This window comes from Anaerobiospirillum sp. NML120449 (assembly GCF_023051105.1).
Lineage (GTDB): Bacteria > Pseudomonadota > Gammaproteobacteria > Enterobacterales > Succinivibrionaceae > Anaerobiospirillum.
The window spans coordinates 81,186-103,248 of sequence record NZ_JALKIL010000013.1 but is presented as its reverse complement, the minus strand read 5'-3'; the positions used below and the strand labels follow the sequence as shown (position 1 = coordinate 103,248).

Here is a 22,063-nt window from a genome sequence, read left to right as displayed (position 1 = left end):
CTCAGCCTTAAATTTGAAGCTGACCATGCGCAACAGAGCTGGGACTGTAATGATGTCAATTGTTTACGAGTTCACGTAATCATATTTGATCCTGCTGGTGTGCTCAGATTGAGCATTGATCAATTAAAGTGGCGAGCGTTCGACAGTATGAAGAAAGCACCAGCAGCATACATTTTGATGAGTAGCCTTGTAACTGACCAAAGGCGGTCATTTAGACGATTATGAGTGTATATGCATCTATTGCTAACTGATAAGTTTACAGGGGATGCCCGTAACTAGGGGCTGTGAGAAAGTTTAATCATACGGCCAGTATGACGTTAATAGAGACAAACGTCTCAGGGAGAGATTTTATTCCTATGCAAACCTTGAGATTTTAGAAAGCGTAGTTAGCAAAACAGACATCGAAGGTTAGTATTATGGCTGTATACGTAAATACAAATGTTAGTTCCCTGAACGGACGTCGCTATCTGAACAATGTGCAGAATCAGCTGACTACAACATACCAGAGACTCTCTTCTGGTCTGAGAATTAACAGCGCCAAGGACGACGCTGCCGGCTTACAAATCAGCTCCAGATTAACTACTCAGATTAATGGCCTTAACCAGGGCAACCGCAACGCCTCTGACGGTATCGCATTCGCTCAGACTGCCGAAGGCGCCATGGACGAAATGACCGGCATGCTCCAGAAGATCCGTACCCTGGCAGTTCAGGCCTCTAACGGTACCAATACCCTTGAGGACCGCAAGGCCCTGGCTACTGAGGCAACCGCTCTGGCCCAGGAAATCACCCGTATCGCCAAGCAGACCAAGTTCGGTGGCTCCCTCATTCTTGACGGTGCCGGCGCCAACTCCATAATGACCAAGGGCGGCGGCGGTGGTGGTAAAAACGAAATTGGTAAGCTTACCTTACAGGTAGGTGCCAATAAGGGTGATACCATTGATTTTGAAGTGCATGCCCTCAAGTTCTCCCAGATTGCCTCAGCTGGCGGATTAAAGAAAGATGACGAGCTTGCCAAGTTCTGGAAGGCTGGCACTGGTGGTGGTCCAGACAGCATTACCTTCACAAAGGTTGAGAACGTTCAGATTGCCATTTCTGCCCTTGATAAGATGATTGGTGCAGTTGATGCAGCCCGTGCCGGACTAGGTGCAATCCAGAACCATGGCCGCGCAAAACATACACAATAATGGCCTATTTAAGCCATTCTTGATTTTACCAGCCCGTAAGGGCTTTTTTTGTGCCCGGATATCCTGGCAATAGTTTTAATGCCTTACAAAAATGACCATAAAATTTACCTGATTTTGATCTTGACATGGTGTTGTCAAGTATTATTTTTGCTAATTTTTTGCATGCCGTATGTTGTATCTATACTTTTAGGCATAGCTATCTGTATCTTCCATTGGCATGAAAAATAATGTTACAAGAGTTGAATAGAATCAGAGAAGCTACTGTCACACCTGTCATAAATGCAAATTAAAAAATGCAGGGCATGACAGCTATTGCCAGGCACTCTAACGATGGTAATTCATCGCTGTAATAATGCACTTCAAGAAGATTGACTTCCTTCGGCTGAAGTCCCTGTCATTAGGCTGATAGGCAAGTGCGTTCTTTGCTATGACTGCAGCAACGCGATTCATGACTCTGGCAATCCAATCAGGGTCATAACCGCATTTGTGTGGCGATGAGCCTGGATCATTACCTGGACTTGCTTCGCAACAGCCTTCTTCAGCAACCTCATCACGAGCAGCAATGGATTCTCCATAGAAAGACTCGACACGAAAGCCATATGCAGTCTTTAAGAACTCGGCCAGAGCCCCCAGTCTGCTTGCACGATCTCTTGAGATCTGTGCAGGAATATCAACCTTGTTGACGATGTCGCTGAAGGTTATGCCAAGCTTCTTAGCTTCAGCACTGATCTCCTTGATCACCTCGCATGAACTAAAATTCAGGTAACCAATTCTGGCAAGGGTTCTATCCAGCTCCTTGAACATACTTAGAGCACCCTCATCCCCTTCTCCTGCAAAATAAATTGCATCAAGCATCTTAGTATAAGGAAGCTTAATGACGTCCAGTCCTGGCAGTCCACACCTGTTTAGCTTTTCATGCTGCTCAAGCCTTATAAACCCTCTGCTTGCATTCTGTTCAGTGCTAAAGTCGACCTTGTTTTTAGAGCAAGTTGCAGCTGACTGTAATACCTTAAAACGAGGTTCATTACCCCTCAATATAAGAGAAAAAGCATGTAATATCCTCTTCAGGTCTATATACCTCTGGGTCAGCCCCTGGGATGCAGCAAGGTAGTGCCTGCGTATATCCTCCTTAAATTCGTCAGACATATCATGTTTAGGAAGCTCTATGCCAGCCATGGCACAAAGCAGTCCCTGCAAGCTCAAGCAAGCCAAAGATGCGGCATTCATCATGATGGTTGGCTCAATTTTTCTGGCATTGGTTTTAAAGAGGGCATAATGCTGTTTTGCATCCTTGATGCTAAGTTCGATGTCCCAACGTAAACGGTAGATGTCTATCACAACCAAAGCTGGAGCATCTTTTCTCTTAAGAGAGGTCACGACATAGATAAACTCCTCATCCTGCTCCCTCTTAGTTCCGTCCTTTCTTACAGCAGCATCACGATGCTGTACTACAACTCTAAACTCTCCACATGTCGTGTACAGCTGACTCTGATTCTTCTTGGTCGGTTTTCTTGAGCAAAGACTTCTGATTGGTTCGGTGACGATGTCGCTGTAGATGTAACGCGCTCCCTCAACAGTTAAGTCAAGAGTGCCGTATATCGCGCACAGCTTCTGAACTAAAGGGTGATTGACCTTCAGTCCAACCAGCGCATCAAGCTCGCCATGGCGTCTGCCTCTATGATCGCGAGCCTCTTTGATTTCATAAGAGCATGAGTCCTTCTCACGGACAACAAAATCAATATTTCTAAGCTTCTTTAACTCAATAAGCTCGATAAGTCCGTTGTGTGCTCTGTCAGCTACAAACAGAGCATCGTGCCTTGCTATGGAGTCAAAATCGATACAGTTATTTTCAGACGCCGCACCCTTTGTAATCTGGGCGGAAACCACAGATTTGCCACTGAGACTGGATACGATATGGATTTTTTCTCCAGTGTTCTTGGCTGATGAGTCAAATTTGGTACTGCCAGGAGCATAATCGCCAGTACGTACATTGCCTGGGCCCTTGCAGTCGACGTAATTACTTGTGGACTCATTAACAAGAACATTGGTGCCATCAAAAATGATGATGTCTCTGAACCCAAGCAGCTGCAACAGGTTAGAAATAGACCTTGTTCTAACATCATTAGACGCTTTAACTGCCTGAAGTGTCTCGTAGTAACAAATCTGAGTAATTGCAGAGCAGATAATCACAAATGCATTCACAAAGTCAGGTCGCTCTGTCCAGTAGTTTATTGTCCTGTGTGAGTAGTCGAAACCATAATTATGGCAGCTGCGCACAAGATCACTCATTTGTATTGTTCCATTGTCTGGAGAGCACGAGCTGGCATAAAACAAAACAAAAGAGGCAAACTCCGCCGCATTAAACTTTGTTGCCATGGTGCCAACATTGCAGATGGAAAACACACGCGAAAAAAAGGATAAAGACAGAAGCTCCTCTGGCTTTACGAGCAGTGTCACTCCCTTTATCTGAACTGTGTAGCGACCATCACTGTCCTTAGAGTCAGGGTCAATAACAACGTCCTTGTTAGCACCTGAAAAGGCGACTTTAAGTCCTTCACTTACCTCTCCTTCATACATGTTTTCGTGCACGGACCAATTAAATGTATTAATGCTCCTTAACTGCTTTCTTCTGCGAACCTCATTCTTGTACTCCTGCTTTTCCTGTTTTGCCTTGGCACTTCTTGACTTGCTATTGCTAGGAACAGGTTTCTTAGTACAGACCAGATAGTTAACGATTGCCTTCAGCTCATAAGCAGAAACACAATCTGCGCCCTCCTCAACAATTGAGTAAAGCTTTTTTCGGCCAAAGCCCTTGAAGCGAGCTGGAAGACATGGGGATGACTTGTGCCCAGGCTCATTCAACTCTCTTGCAATCTGCTCAAACCTGGTCCCTGGCTTGTTAGAAACAGTTTTCTTTGCCGGTGAGTCATCAGGGGAAGAGGCTGGCTGTTCAGCCTGGTGATGAGTCTGGTCAGATTCCGGATGCTCTGCAGTAGATTCATCAGAGGAAGAGTCTGGCTGTCCTGCCTGGTGATGAGTCTGGTCAGATTCCGGATGCTCTGCAGTAGATTCATCAAAGGAAGAGTCTGGCTGTCCAGCCTGGTGGTGAATATGGGCTGATACAGGCTGCTCTGCAGCGGGGGCATTAGGGGATGAAGTGGAAGGCGAGCTGTTATTCAGGTCTACGGGGGCTTTATCCTGATTCCTGGAGTAACCTGGTGAAGATGATAAATCCTGCTGGGAATTGCCAGGATATTTTTTTATCTCCTGGGATTGATCTAAAGATAAGTTGCGGGTAGAATGATTCATAATGTGGGGTCTCCTTGATTGTTAAATAAGAAGAATTCGAGTCCCCTATTCTATCATATTTTTTACCCAAATATATCGACATATATAAATATATAGGAGAATGGAAAAATTTCCCCAGCCCTCCTGGATTAGGCCCTGTCATACACCTTGCAAGTACCATTTGTTGTGACACTTTTTATTTGCATAGACCGTCTATAGCCATCATTTGTAACATTCATTGTTTTCAATATATCGTTGCACCAAAAAGGTTACTTTCATTAAAACTCAACCTGAGATCGATACATTTTGGGAGAAAGTCACCATATAGCTACCCTTCCCTGATTTAGGGTAACTAGATACAACAACACCTCCTAAAAAAAAGCCCAAGAGGCTTCGATTATTACGAATATAAAGCAGCTACCTTGCGCGGCCATGATCCAGAACCGCCTGGAGTCTTCCATACGCAACCAGGCTAATGTTTCTGCCAACCAGGCTGATGCCCGCAGCAGAATTCGCGACGCAGACTTTGCCGAAGAGTCTGCAAACCTGTCCCAGCAGTCTATTATTCAGCAGGCTGCCTCATCCATGCTGATGCAGGCTAATACCCGTCCTCAGCTTGGTCTGTCCCTGTTAGGCTAACAGCATAGTTTGCCAGTCATCTTCTGGCTGTCAAACTCAATCTTTATCAAGAGCCCTCTGATTGTATGGATCAGGGGGCTTTTTTGTATTCAGGGTTCCTGATTTGAGCTGGACTGCCGCTTAGTCAGTTCATGGGCTTAAACGGACGTTTAAATAGTGTTGCGCAAAGGATTGCTTTGCTGGAGTAGGAGCAGGATGAGGTTAACTAAGAGCTGTGGAATGACAGCAGATAACGAGCTGGGACAGGGGTTGGGAAGTGAATGGAGAGAAGAGGTAGAGAAAAGGAAGAGTAAAGGATGGGAGTTAGGTGGGAGTTAGGTGGGGAGGGAAAACAGGGGGTATAAAAACGACAAAACCCACATAAGTGGGCTTGATGGTGGATGCTATAGGACTCGAACCTATGACCCTCTGCTTGTAAGGCAGATGCTCTAACCAGACTGAGCTAAGCATCCATTCGGTGAGGCACATTATAGTGATTATGATTACCCCTTGCAAGCCCTGACGGGCCGTACGTCCAAAAAATATTCAGGGCCGGTTAATTTCAGTGCATGCCCTTATGAAATTATGACAGAAACTGCGGGCCGCTTTATGCCAGTGAATCTGTCTTATGACTGGGAAGGTGCTGCAGTTTATGAGCTTTATGTGCCTGAGACTGTGCGATGGCCGCATGTGCTGCCTCGTAACTTACCTGGTATGGATCTTGTTATAATTTCAGTCTTTACTGCATAACAGGCACTGCTACACCGCCCAGCCCTTCAGCTGAGACCTTATGCTGTCGGCTGGCCAGGTGACTGTATTAGCAATCAGCTTTCGGGTCAGGGCCGCAAGGCCGGAGGCCTGCAGGGCAGTATGACTTGAAGCCCCAGGGCCGCTGAGTACGTGCATTGTGGTGGGCTGATGCAGATTTTGGATGGACAGGCGCATACACAGACAGCGCTGATGAGCAGTTTTGGACAGCTGAAATGACTATATCTTTAGTACAGGATAATCCTTACCGTGTCCTTGGTGTGACCACTCAGATCCCGGGCAGGATCATCTCATCAAATTACAAGAAGATGATGAGTGAGAGTCTCAAGGGCAAAGATATCAATCTGGCTCTGGATATGAAGACCATGATGAAGCCGCCGCTTCGTACTCCGCGTCGTCTTGACCAGGCCAAGACCCAGCTGCTCTCTGCCCGTGGCCGTATTTACTACTCTATTTTCTGGTTTGTTGATACCAGCAAGCACGATCATGCAGCCATTTACTATCTGGCTCATGGGCAGCGTGAAAAAGCCATCAAAATCCTGCAGAGCCAGCAGAGCTTTTCTTCCTATATCAATCTGGCCGTACTGGCTTTGATTGAGGATCGCTTTGATGATGCTGCAACCCTGTACAGCCGCTGCCTCAACGATGAGGAAATGACCCAGGCATTTGTACATGCCATTATTGGCGACAAGTTCAAGATTAAGGGAGCTTTCGTCTTAAGCCGTGTGCTCGATGCCCTTCAACATGAAAAAGAGCGCAAGGAGCGTGACGACAACTCCGATGAGCGCTCCTTTGCAGGTGCTGGTCACGGTATTGCCAATAAGGAGGCTCAGGCCAGCCGTACCCGTCTGGTCAATGATCCGGTGCGCTCACGCATGGTCGATGCTATCAACCTCAAAAAGCAGGCTGGCAGTTTTGACCGTCACCTCAATGATGCCCTTAACAATCTCATCGACCGTATTGCTGACATCAATCAGGAGGCCGGTATTGAGGATGACTTCCTTGAAGTGGAGCTCAATCCAAATCCTGCAGCTCAGATGGTGCTCGATGAAATCACACGCTTCCTCGCGGTGAACAACTCCCTTATGGAGGCTTTCCGTCAGCGCTGTTCAGAGGCCCGTGAGCGTTCCCTGTACCTAGATTACATCTACAATCTCATCTCAGTAGTGCACTATGCTCTGCATCTGTATGCCATCGAGCTGGGCCGTCAGTTCAATTCAGGTATTTCCCAGCAGCTGCGCAGCATGATTGCCAAGCTTGAGCGTCTGTACTTCCGCCTCAAGTCTGATGATCTTGATTACTTCATTGCCTCACTGCGACGCATTGATGACTCCCTGCCTTTTTACCATGCTGTAGCTTCCAACTTTGAGAAGTACTACATGCTCAGTGATGATGCCAATCTCATCAACAATTTCTATGAGTTCAACAAGGCATCACGTCGAGTTATTGAGCAGTTCTCCATGAAGCTGGGCCTTAAGGGCAGCTACATTGACTGCAGTCTGCATCTGCAGGACATGATTGTCCGTTATAACGTAAGCTTCATGCTGGTGCTGGTTAACCTTGCTCTCAAGCACCCTTACAAGGTCAAGTCCAATCATCTGAACATCAACTATACCGACCTGCGCAGTGACGATACCCGTGTAGGCTACGGTCTTGGTGATGGTGATGACATGGGCCCTGATGGTCAGGACAATGGCCAGAATGTCGGTCAGAATGGCGGACCGCCAGATACTTATTACAGCGAGCGTGCAAGCCGTAATCTGCCTGTTCCTGTAACCAGTGGCCAGCCTGATGGCGACAGTGAGGTCAAGCAGAAGCTGACCCGGGAGGAAAAGAAGAAGCTTGCAGAAAAGGAAAAGGAGCGCATTCTCAAGGAAAAGCGCCGTGCCGATTACTTCAAGCGCAAGCTTACCCGTTATCGCAGCGACTTTATCGATATTCTCAACCGCTATCAGGCCTACTCAATTTCGCCTAACACCGCCACTCTCATTGAAATCACCATGCGCCAGGTAAAGCGCCTGCCGCCACCAGTGAGCGTGCGTGGCCTGACCATTGGAACTCTGCTCATTCTGGCTGCAATTGGTGCCCTGTACCTCAACAGCCTGACAGGCAAGTAGCGCCTCGTTCGCCCGTACGGCAGGTGCTGCAGTAAGAACCGGCCGATACACCCTGTGCAGCGCCCTGGAAAAAAGAGAGTCCCCCATTAGGAGGACTCTCTTTTTTCTTGCAGCTGCAATGAGCGGGGCCTGACCCGGGGCCACGGGCTGCATGGCATGACCTGGCCATGAGCCACGTGATGATGAGCATGACCTGGCCATTGGCCACTGGGGCCGGGTCTGGCAGGGGAGGACTGCATCTGAAAGGGGGCGCCATGGCGGTATGGCCATGAGGCCTGGCCATGGCGTGCCGTGATGGTTAGCGCAGGTGGCCTTCGTTCTTCTTGCTGAAGCGAATCATCATGCTGCTCATCTCGCTGGACATGCTGGTGAAGATGGCAGTCTGGTTAAGGTTGGTAGTGGCAGACTGTGAGTTCTCCTCATTCATGGCAAGGATATGCTGCACCTTGATGGCTACCTGAGCAGCCGTTGATGAGTGATCATTGACGCTGTGAGCCATGCTGTTGGCAAGGGCTGCAATGTTATCCACGCTTTGCTGGATTTCATTGAGCTTTTCATTGGTATGCTCTACCTGAGCTACTCCCTCGGTTACATTGTTATAGCCCTTTTCAGCCATGGATACGGCATTGCGAGCTGTTACCTTGAAGCGCTGAATCAGCTCCTGAATCTGAACTGTAGTTGATTCGGTGCTCAGTGAAAGGGAACGTACCTCATCGGCTACTACTGCAAAGCCACGACCGGCCTCACCGGCGCGGGCGGCTTCAATGGAGGCATTGAGGGCCAGCAGATTTGTCTGGGCGGCAATACCCTTGATGAGTTCTGATGCTTTTTCGATATCATCAACGCGAGCAGCCAGATCGTTAATCATCTCGCGGGTATTTGAGGTTACATCTCTGAGATCGTTGATAGTGTCCATGGTCCTGGCTGATACGCTCTTGCCTGTGTTTACCATCTCAGAGATTTTAAGAGTGCTGGTGGCCGCCTGCCTTGAACTGCTGGTGACATCATCGATCATAACTGTAATGTCATCAGCAATCTGACGCAGTTCGTCCATAAGCTCGGTAGTAAAGCGGGCACGCTCATCGAGCTCCTTAAGGCTGGCTGACTGATGATTAAGCTGCTGCTGGGCCAGAGCATTGAGTTTTGCGGCATTTTCCTTGACACGGGTAATAACGCCGTCCACCGACTTGAGGTGATACATAACGTTGTAAACAGCCTGACCTTCCTTACCGCCGCGATAAGTAAAGATAGCGCTGTTAATCACATTCGAGTGGTTCGTGAATACGCGATCCAGGAAGCGGAAAATTGAGGCACGGCGCTGACTTATCTTCCAGACAATGAGGAACATCAGGGCATAACAGCCGGCGCTGACATAAATATTGTTGAAGAAGAATTCACAGGCAATAGCGATCAGGAATATGAACATAAGGATATTGTCAGAAATTGAGAAGCGGCGTTTGATACGCTTGCCCTCACGCATCTGCCTGTATACCTGCTCAGCACGTTTAATTTGCGCTGGGGTAGCCTTGGTGCGGATAGACTCATACCCCACCATCTTTTCATTCTGAACAATAGGATGAATAAAGGCATTAACCCAGTAGTATCCGCCGTCTTTGGATCTGTTTTTGAGTACGCACATGAAAGGCTTCATGATTTTCAGGCTGTTCCACATTGCTGTGAATACCTGAGGAGGCATCTCAGGATGGCGCACTATGTTATGGGGCTGACCCAGCAGTTCCTCACGGCTGTAGCCGCTGACCTCACAGAAAGTATCGTTGACCTCGGTTATATTGCCCTCAAGATCAGTAACAGAAATGATTCTGGCTGCAGGATCGCTGGGAAACTGATGCTCAACGTCGGTGACAGGTACATTCATTCTCATGGTTATATCTCTTTGTTGGCCCGGTAATGCTCTTATCAGGCGGCGCAGACAGCTACTGCAAAATATCAGAACAAGCTGTCATGGTCGGCACTAATAAGGACATGAGAGACAGCGTAGAAAGCTCGGGGAGCCTTGATGCACCAGGGAGCTGTTGGGGTCCGAGGTTAATGGTATTGAGACTGATTGCAGTTAATGGCTGAGTTATTTCTGGCAGTGGTGAGCACATATTTCGTTCCGGCCATGTCATGGCTCTTTGTACAAGGAGCAACGGTCAGCACATGCTTACTGTCATTAAGAAGGGACGATCCGGTCTGAGACTGGCTCCACCTTATGATGTTTGATCGTCAATGATGTGCCTTACATTTCTGGTCAGTTTGGTATCAGTCAAAAGTCGTTGTCTGCCATTGCCCGGACCCAGCAATGGCTGAGACTAATGCTTCAGGCTGAATTGCTTCTGATACAGACATGTCATCCTGACTTGAGATGGCGGCAAATTACTGTTTCTGCTGAGTCAGATTCATCGTGTCAAGATGATATTTACAAGGTGCCGAACTAATTTCTGCAGCGGCGCAAAAGTCAGAGGTAACTTATGATTGACTGGTTTGACATCCTGGCATACAGGTGCACATGGCATGCGGGGCTGTGACCTAAGTCAGCAGCTGCATCTTGCATCCGGGGCTATGACTGACGTCAGCGGCTGCATCTTGCATCCAGGGGCTATGACTGACGTCAGCGGCTGCATCTGGACCCTGAGCAGTGCCTGCTATCAGGGCTTAAGTCTGCAATAAGCTGCGGTTCCAGGCATATGTGTATGCATGGTCCTCACATGCTAATAAACTGTGCATATACTTAAACATATCAATGCGCCTAAATGGTTGCCAGAGTCATGGTATGACCCAAAGATTAGGCGAAAATTATGCTATATACAACGATATATAAATGTATAAACAAGATCAAAAACACTTGATAATGCATATGTCTATACCTGAGCCTGATTGCATAACTGTGCGATATGTATCTATGAAAGGGCGCCCCGGCATAGCTATATATGTATCTTGTATACATTATGGGATAAAAAGTACATTATCTTCTGTATTGCTGAATATCTATAATATGGCTTTATCCGGCATAAAATCAGGCTTGATTCATGCGCAAATTTTGATAAATCTTATCATCACATTGACAGACCTTTTACTGAAAAACTTACACAGATCACACAATGAAATGGCACTAGCCCATCAATTGCTCAAACGTTTGCGCAGGATCATGATGACATGAACCATGTAGTGCTAAATTAATAAACAGACAATTGTCAATGCAATCAAAAGTGCAGATATACGCCAGGAAAGTACCTTTTTATTTAATAAGCTTGCCTCGGTGTCCCTGAATTAAAATGGGAAAATTCTGGACTTTATGCTTTGTACGGGCTGATTTACGTGCATGTGCACAACACGCCCAGAAATTTCCTCATAGCTCAATAGCAGTAACATCGCTCCAGGACATCACATTGCCATGGCATGTACTGATGCCTCATGAAGAGGAGGCATTGAAGCAAGCTCCATCAGGGCACCTGATTACACAACCGCATGCACGACAGAGGGGAAAACAGACACATTATCACATGTATTATTGTCGTTCTATACTGCAAAAATGGTAGCTAAATCAGATAAACATGACGTTTTGTTTATTATGAAAACTGGGATCCAGGCTCAGGTAGTTATTTTATTAATGGCTTAGCTCACATACAAGGTGAATCATGGAGCCAAAATAGCCTGTATATCTGCAAAATGGTTCTATTGTAGGACTTGAGAGGTTATCCCGGCAGTACCCCAGATCGCGGTGATTGTGACCTGAAGTGAAAGATGAGAATTGTACACACGCGAAGGTCGAGCGACCGATGAGACGCGGCTGGTAAAGGTCGGGCCTACTGCTTAGACGAGGCTGGTAAAGGTTGGGCCGGCTGGTGAGAAGTGGCTGGTAAAGGTCTGGCGACCGATGAGACGATGCTGGTGGAGGTTGGGCCGGCTGGTTAGACGAGGCTGGTAAAGGTCGTGTAAGGAAAGTACCAGAGAGCAGGTGCAGGGAAAGAAAAAGCGGGCAATTACATTACTGGGGAGCCTGGAGCGATTGCCGGGCATGACAGCCCCTGAGTGGAGCGGGATGGATGTGGGCAGGCATGATGGGGACGTGCACATCCCTGCCATCAATAGTCATTTGGCATGGGACAGGTACTGCCCGGCCAGGATTGGCCATCAAGAAAGGGAGCTGGTACGGCCCGGCCGGCAGCCGGGCTGTGGCAAGACAGCTTTAACAGGACTTAGTTGTGGCCGGTGCGGCTCTCGCGGCTGAAGCGATCAATCATGCTGCTTAGCTCAGTTGACATGCTGGTAATAACGGCTGTCTGATTGAGGCTGCTGGTTGCAGAGCTTGAGTTTTCATCATTGATGGCCAGGATATGCTCAATCTTCTTGCCTACCTCAGAGGCAGTAGAACTGTGCTCTCTGACTGAGTCGTGCATAGTTCCGGCAAGCTGGGTTATGTGTTTAATGTGCTCCTGGATTTCATTTAGTTGGGAGCTGGTCTGCTCAATCTGCTCAACACCGCTATTGACGTTGTTAAGGCCCTCCTCTGATAGGGATACGGCGCTGTGTGCTGTAGCTTCAAAGCGCTGAATCAGCTCCTTAATCTGAACAGTAGTGGTTTCAGTTCGCAGGGAGAGGGAGCGTACCTCATCGGCTACTACAGCAAATCCACGGCCGGCATCACCTGCGCGGGCGGCCTCAATGGATGCGTTAAGGGCAAGCAGATTAGTCTGCGCTGCAATGCCTTTGATGAGCTCAGAGGCTTTGTCGATATCATCAACGCGGGAAGCCAGATCGTTAATCATTTCGCTGCTGCGTGAGGTCAAATCTCGCAGATGGTTGATGGTATCCATGGTCTGAACAGACATGTTCATACCACTTCCTACCATGTCAGAAATCTCTCTGGCACTGTGGGCAGCCTCTGATGAGCTTCGGGTTACATCACCTATCATGCTGGAGATTTCTTCGGAAATGTCATGCAGATCGGCCATGATCTCACTTGTGAAGTGGGAGCGTTCATCAAGCTGCTTCATGCTGGCATTCTGATCCTCCAGCTGTTGCTGAGCAATGTTCTTGAGCTTCTGGGCGTTCTCCCTGACGCGAGTCATAACACCGTCTACTGCCTTGACGTGGTACATGATGTTATAAACAGCACTGCAGTCTGTGCCGCGACAGAAGCTGTAGATTCTGTTGTTGAGAATGCTGGAACGGTCAGTAAAGACGCGGTTGATAAATCTGAAGAGACGGGCGCGGCGGGCTGTCACAGTAAGCATGCATGCCAGCATGATCAGCATGCATATAATACTCTCGATGGACAGGCCGCCCTGAAAGAACAGGCAGCAGGCAGCAGCAATGACAAAGACCGCTATCAGAGCGCTGTCATTGACAGTCATGCGTGGCCTGATTTGCCTGCCTTCACGCATCTGTCTGTAAATTTCCTCAGCACGCTTTACCTGATCACGATCCGGAGCAGTACGTACAGACTCATAACCTACCAGCTGGCCGTTCTGGACAATAGGATGAATGTAGGCATTAACCCAGTAGAAGCCGCCATCCTTGGTCCTGTTCTTTATGATGCCCATGAATGGCTCCTCATGCTTGAGGCGTTGCCACATGATGTCAAAGACGTGAGTCGGCATGTCCGGATGACGGACCACATTGTGCGGCTGTCCTATGAGCTCTTCGCGGGAAAAACCACTGATTTCAACAAAGGTATCATTTACTTCGGTAATGATGCCATTGAGATCAGTAATGGAAATGATTCGGGCGGAGCTGTCATCTGGAAATCTGTGCTCGGTATTGTTTACTGGTCCGTTATCTCGCATGGTAGCGTCTCTGTGGAAAGGGGTGGGGCCGGCCGGAATCAGGGGGCAGATAATTCTGGTACTGAATATCAGTAAGGCGGAATATGACCAGTACCTGCTGGCAGTTTTAAACAGGCACGGTAAGAATTCGGGTTAAGGCAGCTGCCATCTGGCAGCCTGGTACTGTGCTGGCTCATGGCTCAGTTAAGGTCAGAGAGGTTACTGATGACAAAGCCCTGTGTCTGCAAAAAGCATAGCTCCAGTTATGGATCTTGCTCAAAGCATGGCTGTAGCGCCGTCTCAGCGCCCGGTTCAGGGACCGGCTCAACGCCAGACTCAGGCACTGGCTCAACGCCCGGTTAAGGCTCCGGCTTAACGCCAGGTTCAGGCGCCGGCTGAGCTACCGGTTAAGGCTCCGGCTCAGACTGTGGTTGAGAATCCTGCGCTTTCCTGTACCTCGATCTGTGCTTACAGGATCACATATTGGATGCTGCTCAAGCATTTAGCCTGTCTCATATTGTGAATCTGCAACGTAAGACAGCCGTACAGATAAGGCGTTGCACAACCGTCATAGATAAACATATAGCATATTTTTCGGATAAAGCAACATCTGTAAAGCGGCCATATTGTCCAACTGGACATACTAAATAATACGAAACTGGAAATGGTTTACGTCCATGATGAATGTACAGACATTTGATTGCAGATAGCTCATGAGCCTGAAGGGTACTTTCTGAGGCCGGGACTACATTGAGCACATAAGGTGTCGGTCACTTCAATTCTTATGCGGACAGCAACGTGCCTTTATGTCTGATGCAGATACACCCATATATGAATATTGCCCTGTGTTGATCGCCTGGCTCTTTGTTCCTATACTCAAGACCTTTACATGAGTCCCTCATTCCATCCTGAACCTCCTGATTTGACAATCTGACCACGTGCAGCTTATATGCATGGCTTTACTGTCAATCTCATGGGCTACAGCGCCGCCCGTTTTGCAATCATGCAGCAGAGTCGTGGTTCTGCGTGCGGTCTGTCTGCAAAGCTGAAGAGCAGCTGAACATCGGCAGTTCCTGGCAAATGCAGCAATACGTCATGATTGCGGCGGCCGAGAGGGCGGGAATGGTTTGAGCATGCCTGGTGGTCCAACCTGACTTTGGAGCTTTGATATATGACAGACAGCAACGGCAACGCAAAGAGCAATCAGTCTGAATCAGCAGAGGCGTTATCTCAGGCCTCAGGCCGTGCTGATGGTGACGGCATGGCCTCATATACAGGTAATGGACCTTACATGGCCGGAAATCCCCAGATGAGCAGTGCCCCGTCGCGCTTTAACGTTCCTGAAACCACCAGACTGAATGCATCGGCGCCAGTTGAGCCTGTCAGTGCTTTTGCTGGTGGTTACAACTCTCAGGGAGAGGTTATCCGTGCCCATGGTCAACAGGGGCAGGCTGCGCCTGGAGCTTTTGCTGCAGGTGGCGCACAGCCATGGCCGGGGCAGCAGGGAGCGTCCCCGTGGCCAGGCGAAGCGGTCTCTTCATCCTTTAATCAGATGCCGCCTCAAAGCTCTGCTCATAATGGGCCTGCAGGTGCCATGGCTGGACTGGCTTCAACTTTTGCTTCACTTCAGAGCAATATGCGTCAGGCTCCCGTGCCAGCCATGGCTCAGGGAGGCGCTATGGCTGCAGGGCAGGGGATGGGGCCAGGCACAGCCCCTTCTCAGGGCCAGAGCCAGGGCCCTGGTCAGGGACCAGCAGACAAGGACTACATGGCGGTCATGAGCTTTAACGCCGGCAATGCTGGCGATACGCAGGGCAATGTGCGTCAGGATCATATAGTTAACACTAAGGGCGGACATGGCAGCGCAGGTGCAGCTGCTGATGGCGCTGCCGGTTCAGGATTGCTCTCTGAAAATGGCGGTCCTGCCAGGCAGGTACCTGTAGGGGCTGGTCCACTTGTCAGTACCAGAGCTTACGCAGCGGCTGCAGAGGTCGGACCTGCTGCTCATGCTGCAGGTCAGGCTGCTGGCAGTGTGCCTGCCGGTGGGGCCTCTGGTGGAACCAGCGGTGGTGTATCCAAAGTAAACTCCGGGGCAGTCAGTGCTGAAGACCAGTGGCCGCTTGGCGGCCAGAACAATGCTTTTCTGTCCCGTAAAGTGAGGCTTTTGCCTGTCTCTCCTGTGCCTGCATCTCTTCCTGAACCGGTACGCGATGTATGCAATCATGTCATAGAGCAGCGTAACCGACTGGTAAGACTGGAGCACTTTCTCGAGGCTACATTTCGCAGCCGTGTTTCCAGCCGCACCATCATCGATACCCCGGTAATCGATGACATGGGTGATATCGATACCAGTACTCTTTCCTTTGGTGAGCTTTCCGAGCGCTATGCCCTTAATGCCGGTGATGAGGGCCGCTACAACGATATGATGGCGCGCATGAAGGGCATGGGTATTGACCCGGCTCTTGCTCAGAGCATGTTCTGCGATGCCAGCTGGATTAAAAACCGCTCGGGAGCTTCCTCCGTATCAGGTGCCGCAGCCAGTACTGCAGCCAGTGCTGCAGCCAGTGCTGCAGCTTCAGGCATGACAGGTGACGCCGGTGCAGGATTGGCCCGTGCGGCTGGTGCTGGTGCTGGCGCAGCAGAGGGGCTGTCAGGTCTGAACTCATCAGGAAAAGGTGACAGTATTTCTGCCCTGATAAGCGAGGTCTCCCAGAGTATGCGCTCAGGTATTAACAAGGGCCGCAAGAGTTCAAAGGACGGGGGCAGGGATCTGGATAAAGCTCAGGGCAGCACGGAGCAGAGTGAGCTTGATGCATTTTTGCAGGAAGAGCCACTGTATTCAGGTACTGACAGGCAGGGACGCTATCTTGACCGCCCAATGCGTGGACTTGATTTACTGCTCAGGGTAATCGAAAAGCAGAGCGGCATTGATGTCGATTCAGTAGAGGTAGATCCTTTTGAGATCTATCTGATGAGACGTAATGAGGCCAGAGAGGTTGCAGGTGAGGTTCATCTGCGCAAAGAGGCTTATTACCGTAACTTCATGTCTCAGATGCGCCGCACGGGCAAGATCAATCCAGATTACAGCTTTGCTGCCTTAAGACGTGATGATCTCAACAATGCAGCATTTACCGAGGCGCTGTACTTCCTTGGCCGTGTCAACACCTTCCTGAGTCGTCAGCTGCTGCTGTTATTTGGCGATCGCGGATCAGGCAAGACCCAGCTGTGCCATGCCATTGCCAACAAATACATGAGCCTCAAGGCCATGGCTCACTACCATGCATCCAATCCTGAGCTTCCTCTGGTCATGATTGTCAGCTTCGATGATGTAAAGCAGACCAGAATGTTCACGCACAAGGAGACGGCTGAGGAAAAGCAGTCACGTGACCGCAGCTTCAATGCCATGTGCAAGGTCGATCTGCTGATACTTGATGGACTGTGCAGCGACAATGTGGCCCTTGAAGTCTTCAGTCAGAAGATCTTTGCCGAGCTGCTTATGGAGCGCTCCCGTAACAATCTGCCAATGGTCATTACCACCTCTGTCAATCTGCAGGCGGTACACAGGGCCATTGGTGACTTGTGCTATGAGAGCATCAAGAGCTTTGACGTCAACGCTACAGCTTTGCTGGGCCGCAGCCGTCGCGCCCAGATCATGTTCAACGGCGCCTACCTCCCATAAGCTCAAAGCGCCCTGGCTCCGGCCCCGGCCCAGGCTCCGGCCCTGGCCTGGGCTCAGGGCCGGGCCACAGCCACGTCCTCTGCCATGTACATAGCCATGGCTCCAGCTTGCCATGGCATGTGCTGGGCCCCGCACTGGCTTGCCATGGCATGGCCGGGCAGATCAGCGTTTGCCTGGGATTAACGGAGTGATTATTTGTGGGGCAGTGGATCTGGCTTTCCGTCTTGTGAGCCGGTGCGCGTTATAATTATTGATTCTGAGTGCTTTTCACAAAAATGTCTTCTTAAGTGGCATAATGCAGTCCCCGGACGGTCCGAGCCTGGCCTCATGGCTGTGCTGCAGGATGCTGATGGTGCCTCTGCCTGAACCTGGTATGTCGGGCAGCAGAGGAAAGCAACTGAACTGTTATTTTAGGAGCAGCTGTGAGCAGCGGACGTGTACTGGCTTTTGATTTTGGTATTCACCACATTGGTGTAGCCTCAGGCAATGAGACTGTGGGCTCAGTTCAGGCCCTCAAGTCACTCAAGGCCAACAATGGCATACCCTCTGAGCAGGAAGTTGAAGATCTGTTCAGTGAGTGGCAGCCTGACTATATTGTGGTAGGCTTGCCTGTGAACATGGATGGCACAGCTGATCCGCAGATGACGCCCAGAGCGCGCAAGTTCGGTCACAGACTGATGAGCCGCTACGGACTCAGGGTTTATTTCAAGGACGAGCGTCTGTCCTCAGTTCAGGCCAAAGACGAGATTTTCAGCCATCAGGGCGGCTACCGCGCTCTGGTGCGTAACAAGGGCCGCATTGATGCAACTGCAGCCCGCATCATCCTGGAAGGTTTTTTTGATATGGGCGGACGCTCCAGCGAATGCGCTTTTTCCGACCCTGTTCATCTGGCATCAAAAGCAAAGCCACAGACCTGACCTCAGAGCCAGTGACTGTTGTCACGCAGGCTGCGCCTGCAGCCAGGCAGGCAGACATATTCATACTTTGGAGAGAGTTTTATGAGCGGTCAACATGACCTTCATGCCATCAAAGAGCAGCTTGATGCCATTGAGCAGGAGCTGCGCAGCCTCGAATTATGGGGTGGTGAGGACAAGAGGCCATCGGACAGCGACCTCAACTCCCAGACTCCTTTCTGCCTTGATACCATTGAGTTTCATGAGTGGCTCGAATACGTTCTCATTGAGCGTTTTCGCATCATGATTGCTGCAGGTGCCCCTTTACCTGCTGCCATGACCGTTCACACTTATGCTCAGGAGCAGTACCGTGGCCAGTGGGGGGTATACCGCAGCCTTATTGGTGCTTTGCAGACTCTGGATAATCTGATTACTATTGAGAGCAATCAGGGCTGACAGGCCCGGTCATGAATTCTGGCTGACTGGCGGTATTAATGTAACGTTTTTTAATGTGCAGTCTCCTGATGAGACTGATATTGTTCTTCGTGGATTTTTACTGCAGGCAGGGCAGGATTCATCAAGCCTGTTTATCTGATTTTTCCCTTAAATACGGGCTTTTGTCCATGGCAAAAGTCTTGCATGAAAGGGGGAATTATTCTTTTCATTACAGCCGTCGGTGATTTGACAGTGGGTTTCTTTTCAAATCTAAGTTCCAAGGTATCAGCACCTGTTTCAGGTGCCATGGACAAGGCCAGAGCCAACCCCAAGGTAGCTCAGGGTCTTTCCATTGGCGGTGCTGCCTACCGTAAACTGCGTGTAGTAAAGCTTGGTACACCATTGCTGGTACTGGCATGTCTGGCAATGATTACATTGCCTATTCCTCCAGTACTGCTCGATATGTTGTTCTCATTCAACATCGCGCTCTCCATGGTAGTACTGCTGGTTGCAATCTATGCCAAGAAGCCGCTTGACTTCGGTTCCTTCCCTACCGTTCTGCTGTTAACCACGATTTTACGTCTGGCGCTGAACGTTGCTTCCACCCGTGTGATTCTGCTCCACGGTCAGGACGGTACCGCCGCAGCCGGTAAGGTGATTGAGGCATTCGGTCACGTGGTAATGGGCGGTTCCTACACAGTAGGTTTAATCGTCTTCACCATTCTGATGATCATCAACTTCATCGTAGTTACCAAGGGTGCCGGCCGTATCTCCGAAGTATCCGCACGATTCACTCTCGATGCCATGCCAGGTAAGCAGATGGCTATCGACGCCGACCTTAACGCCGGTCTTATCAATCAGGAACAGGCACGTGAGCGCCGCAGCGAAATCGCCCGTGAAGCTGACTTCTACGGCTCCATGGACGGTGCTTCCAAGTTCGTAAAGGGCGACGCCATCGCCGGTATGCTGATTCTGTTCATCAACATTATCGGCGGTATCATTATCGGTACTATCTTCCATGGCATGTCCATGGGTGAGGCAGCCCGTGTATACGTTCTGCTGACCATCGGTGACGGTCTGGTTGCTCAGATTCCTTCCCTCTTACTGTCCGTAGCTGCCGCTATTATCGTTACCCGTCAGAACGGTACCGATAATGAAATGGGTCAGCAGGTGGTATCCGAGCTCTTCAATGAGCCTAAGACCATGTACATCGTAGCCGGTGTACTGTTCGTTATGGGTATCGTTCCTGGCATGCCTCACATGGCATTCCTTTCTCTGGCTGCCATTTCCCTCATCATTGGTCTGCTCATCAAAAGCAAGAAGGCTGCTGAGGCTGAGGCTGCCATGGCACCTCCTCCAGAGCCACCTGAGCAGGCTCCTGATCAGCGTGAGCTTTCCTGGGATGACGTTTCTGAAGTTGACGTTATCGGCCTTGAAGTGGGCTACCGTCTCATTCCTATGGTGGATAAGGCTCAGGGTGGTGAACTGCTAAACCGTGTTAAGGGTGTGCGTAAGAAGCTCTCCCAGGATCTGGGCTTCCTTATTCCACCTGTTCATATCCGTGATAACCTTGACCTCGGTCCAAACAGCTACCGTATTACCCTGATGGGCGTAACTTTCGGTGAGGCTGAGATTCAGCCGGACCGCGACATGGCCATTAACCCTGGCCAGGTCTTCGGTCGTGTACCTGGTATTCCTACCAAGGACCCTGCCTTCGGACTTGAAGCTGTCTGGATTTCCAAGCCTGATAATGACCGTGCACTGGGCCTTGGCTATACAGTGGTAGACTGCTCCACCGTAGTAGCAACCCACCTGTCCCAGATTCTGGCTAACAACTGTGCCTCACTTATTGGTCAGGAAGAAGTTCAGAACATTCTGGATATTGTTTCCAAGACTCAGCCTAAGCTGGTCAACGGTCTGGTTCCAAACATCGTCAACCTTGGTCTGTTAACCAAGCTGCTGCAGAATCTGCTGCACGAGGGTGTGCCAGTACGTGACATGCGTACTATCCTCGAGACTCTGGTTGAGTACGCACCTAAGAGTCAGGACCCTGAAGTTCTGACCGCAGCCTGCCGTATCGGTCTGCGTCGTCTGATTATTCAGGACATTGTTGGTGGCGACCTTATCATTCCTGTTATTACCCTCTCTCCTGATCTTGAGAAGGTACTGCACAAGTCTCTGGAGACTGGTGGTGCCGAGGGTGTCGGTATTGAGCCAGGTCTTGCTGACCGTATGCAGAAGAGCCTGTACGAGGCTACAGCAAATCAGGAAATGGCCGGCGAGCCAGCCATTCTGCTGACCTCTGGTATTCTGCGCTCTACTCTGTCACGCTTCGTCAAGAACACCATTCCTGGTCTGCGTGTACTGTCTTATCAGGAAATCCCTGATGACAAGCAGATTAAGATTGTCTCTGTAGTGGGCAACAACAACGCTCAGCCTCAGATCAGAGGTTAGTGCCTGTCCCTCCATTGCAGCCACTCAGCTTTAACTGACAGGCTGCAGTGCCGGACATATCCCACAGAGCAGATGCTCTTATTGAAAGATTCAAGGGGCTCCATGTTACAACATGGAGCCCCTCTTTTTATCTGCGGTTATTTAAAATGACTGATGAAAAATCCGTATTGTAAAACGTGTTTTATCTGCTGAAAACGGCCATTGGACGGGCTTTTGACACAGGTGCGCGGCATTAAAATTGCTTGTAAAATTCTTTACTGTTGTTGTATGTTTTGTGCTCTATGATGAATCTGACCGCAAACGGTTTTTAATCGCGAGTCCAAAAGCACTGCAGTTCCGGTATCTAGCATCAGTTCACCGTCGCGGTCTACTCGGGCTTTTGAGCGGTTCCCAATCGGTTAACGGCAGGGGCACATACGGGTATGAAGCCCGTTAATATGCCCTTTGAGATGTGCAGAGTGTTGGTTTATCGGAAAAATTTTTATAGAATCTTGTGATCAGCCCTGCAGTATCGGTCTGCACACAGAAGGTATTACAGATGTTAAGGCTGAAGTTATGCTGGCAGTGCGTGATGCTGCCTGACAACATGATTCTGACGGTGCGCTGCTGTGACAGCTGCACTGCATTAATCAAGTTCTGGAACTGCAATGTCATATTCCATTGCATTGTCTGACAGTCCCTGCAGACACGGTCCGGCTCCGTTATCTGGAGTTATACCCGGCACAGGCTGCCCGGCCTGAAAAGGCTGTGATGTGGCTGCCCCGTGGGGCTGACAGGCTGCCATCGCAAGATGGCAGACGCTGCTTTGTGCAGGTACGGTCAGATTTGAACTGTTACCGGATGAGAAGCGTAAGACTTT

Annotated in this window: 9 protein-coding genes, 1 tRNA gene and 1 pseudogene; 7 read left to right on the top strand and 4 right to left on the bottom strand. The window is 49.7% G+C overall.

Annotated features, from left to right (window positions below):
• Window positions 1–416 precede the first annotated feature (416 nt).
• Complete coding sequence (locus tag MXE41_RS05805; RefSeq protein WP_247099711.1) at window positions 417–1,184, top strand: flagellin; 768 nt, start codon at window positions 417–419, stop codon at window positions 1,182–1,184.
• A 324-nt stretch (window positions 1,185–1,508) separates the two neighbouring features.
• On the opposite strand, the gene MXE41_RS05800 is transcribed toward MXE41_RS05805, so the two are convergent.
• On the bottom strand, window positions 1,509–4,493 hold the full coding sequence (locus MXE41_RS05800) for a transposase (RefSeq protein ID WP_247099709.1): 2,985 nt from the start codon (window positions 4,491–4,493) through the stop codon (window positions 1,509–1,511).
• 414 nt (window positions 4,494–4,907) lie between these two features.
• On the opposite strand from MXE41_RS05800, the pseudogene MXE41_RS05795 reads away from it, so the two are divergent.
• Window positions 4,908–5,111 (top strand): annotated as a pseudogene (locus MXE41_RS05795) (flagellin); the annotation flags it as partial.
• 374 nt (window positions 5,112–5,485) lie between these two features.
• Here the strand turns inward: MXE41_RS05795 and MXE41_RS05790 are convergent.
• Window positions 5,486–5,563, bottom strand: a tRNA-Val gene (locus MXE41_RS05790).
• Between the two features lie 510 nt (window positions 5,564–6,073).
• Here MXE41_RS05790 and MXE41_RS05785 point away from each other — a divergent pair.
• Complete coding sequence (locus MXE41_RS05785; protein ID WP_247099706.1) at window positions 6,074–7,975, top strand: hypothetical protein; 1,902 nt, start codon at window positions 6,074–6,076, stop codon at window positions 7,973–7,975.
• 298 nt (window positions 7,976–8,273) lie between these two features.
• On the opposite strand, the gene MXE41_RS05780 is transcribed toward MXE41_RS05785, so the two are convergent.
• Both MXE41_RS05780 and MXE41_RS05775 read right to left on the bottom strand, forming a co-directional pair.
• The gene (locus tag MXE41_RS05780; protein WP_247099705.1) at window positions 8,274–9,857 is read right to left on the bottom strand and encodes a methyl-accepting chemotaxis protein; all 1,584 of its coding nucleotides are present in this window, start codon (window positions 9,855–9,857) and stop codon (window positions 8,274–8,276) included.
• Between the two features lie 2,317 nt (window positions 9,858–12,174).
• Window positions 12,175–13,764, bottom strand: coding sequence for a methyl-accepting chemotaxis protein (locus tag MXE41_RS05775; RefSeq protein ID WP_247099702.1), 1,590 nt, complete (start codon window positions 13,762–13,764; stop codon window positions 12,175–12,177).
• Window positions 13,765–14,914: 1,150 nt separating this feature from the next.
• Between MXE41_RS05775 and MXE41_RS05770 the strand changes: the two genes are divergently transcribed.
• From MXE41_RS05770 to flhA, 4 genes are all read left to right on the top strand, one after another.
• Window positions 14,915–17,422: a hypothetical protein gene (locus MXE41_RS05770; RefSeq protein WP_247099700.1), complete on the top strand. Its 2,508-nt coding sequence runs from the start codon at window positions 14,915–14,917 to the stop codon at window positions 17,420–17,422.
• Window positions 17,423–17,844: 422 nt separating this feature from the next.
• Entirely contained in the window at window positions 17,845–18,339 is a 495-nt protein-coding gene (gene ruvX / locus MXE41_RS05765) for a Holliday junction resolvase RuvX (protein WP_246978751.1), read from the top strand.
• An 81-nt stretch (window positions 18,340–18,420) separates the two neighbouring features.
• On the top strand, window positions 18,421–18,771 hold the full coding sequence (locus MXE41_RS05760) for a YqcC family protein (RefSeq protein ID WP_247099699.1): 351 nt from the start codon (window positions 18,421–18,423) through the stop codon (window positions 18,769–18,771).
• A 285-nt stretch (window positions 18,772–19,056) separates the two neighbouring features.
• Window positions 19,057–21,204: a flagellar biosynthesis protein FlhA gene (flhA, locus tag MXE41_RS05755; protein WP_247099719.1), complete on the top strand. Its 2,148-nt coding sequence runs from the start codon at window positions 19,057–19,059 to the stop codon at window positions 21,202–21,204.
• Window positions 21,205–22,063: the final 859 nt, after the last annotated feature.

Coding starts and splice junctions, on each gene's coding strand:
- MXE41_RS05805 (WP_247099711.1), top strand. CDS start 417: ATGGCTGTATACGTAAATACAAATGTTAGTTCCCTGAACGGACGTCGC.
- MXE41_RS05800 (WP_247099709.1), bottom strand. CDS start 4,493: ATGAATCATTCTACCCGCAACTTATCTTTAGATCAATCCCAGGAGATA.
- MXE41_RS05785 (WP_247099706.1), top strand. CDS start 6,074: ATGACTATATCTTTAGTACAGGATAATCCTTACCGTGTCCTTGGTGTG.
- MXE41_RS05780 (WP_247099705.1), bottom strand. CDS start 9,857: ATGAGAATGAATGTACCTGTCACCGACGTTGAGCATCAGTTTCCCAGC.
- MXE41_RS05775 (WP_247099702.1), bottom strand. CDS start 13,764: ATGCGAGATAACGGACCAGTAAACAATACCGAGCACAGATTTCCAGAT.
- MXE41_RS05770 (WP_247099700.1), top strand. CDS start 14,915: ATGACAGACAGCAACGGCAACGCAAAGAGCAATCAGTCTGAATCAGCA.
- MXE41_RS05760 (WP_247099699.1), top strand. CDS start 18,421: ATGAGCGGTCAACATGACCTTCATGCCATCAAAGAGCAGCTTGATGCC.
- flhA (WP_247099719.1), top strand. CDS start 19,057: ATGGACAAGGCCAGAGCCAACCCCAAGGTAGCTCAGGGTCTTTCCATT.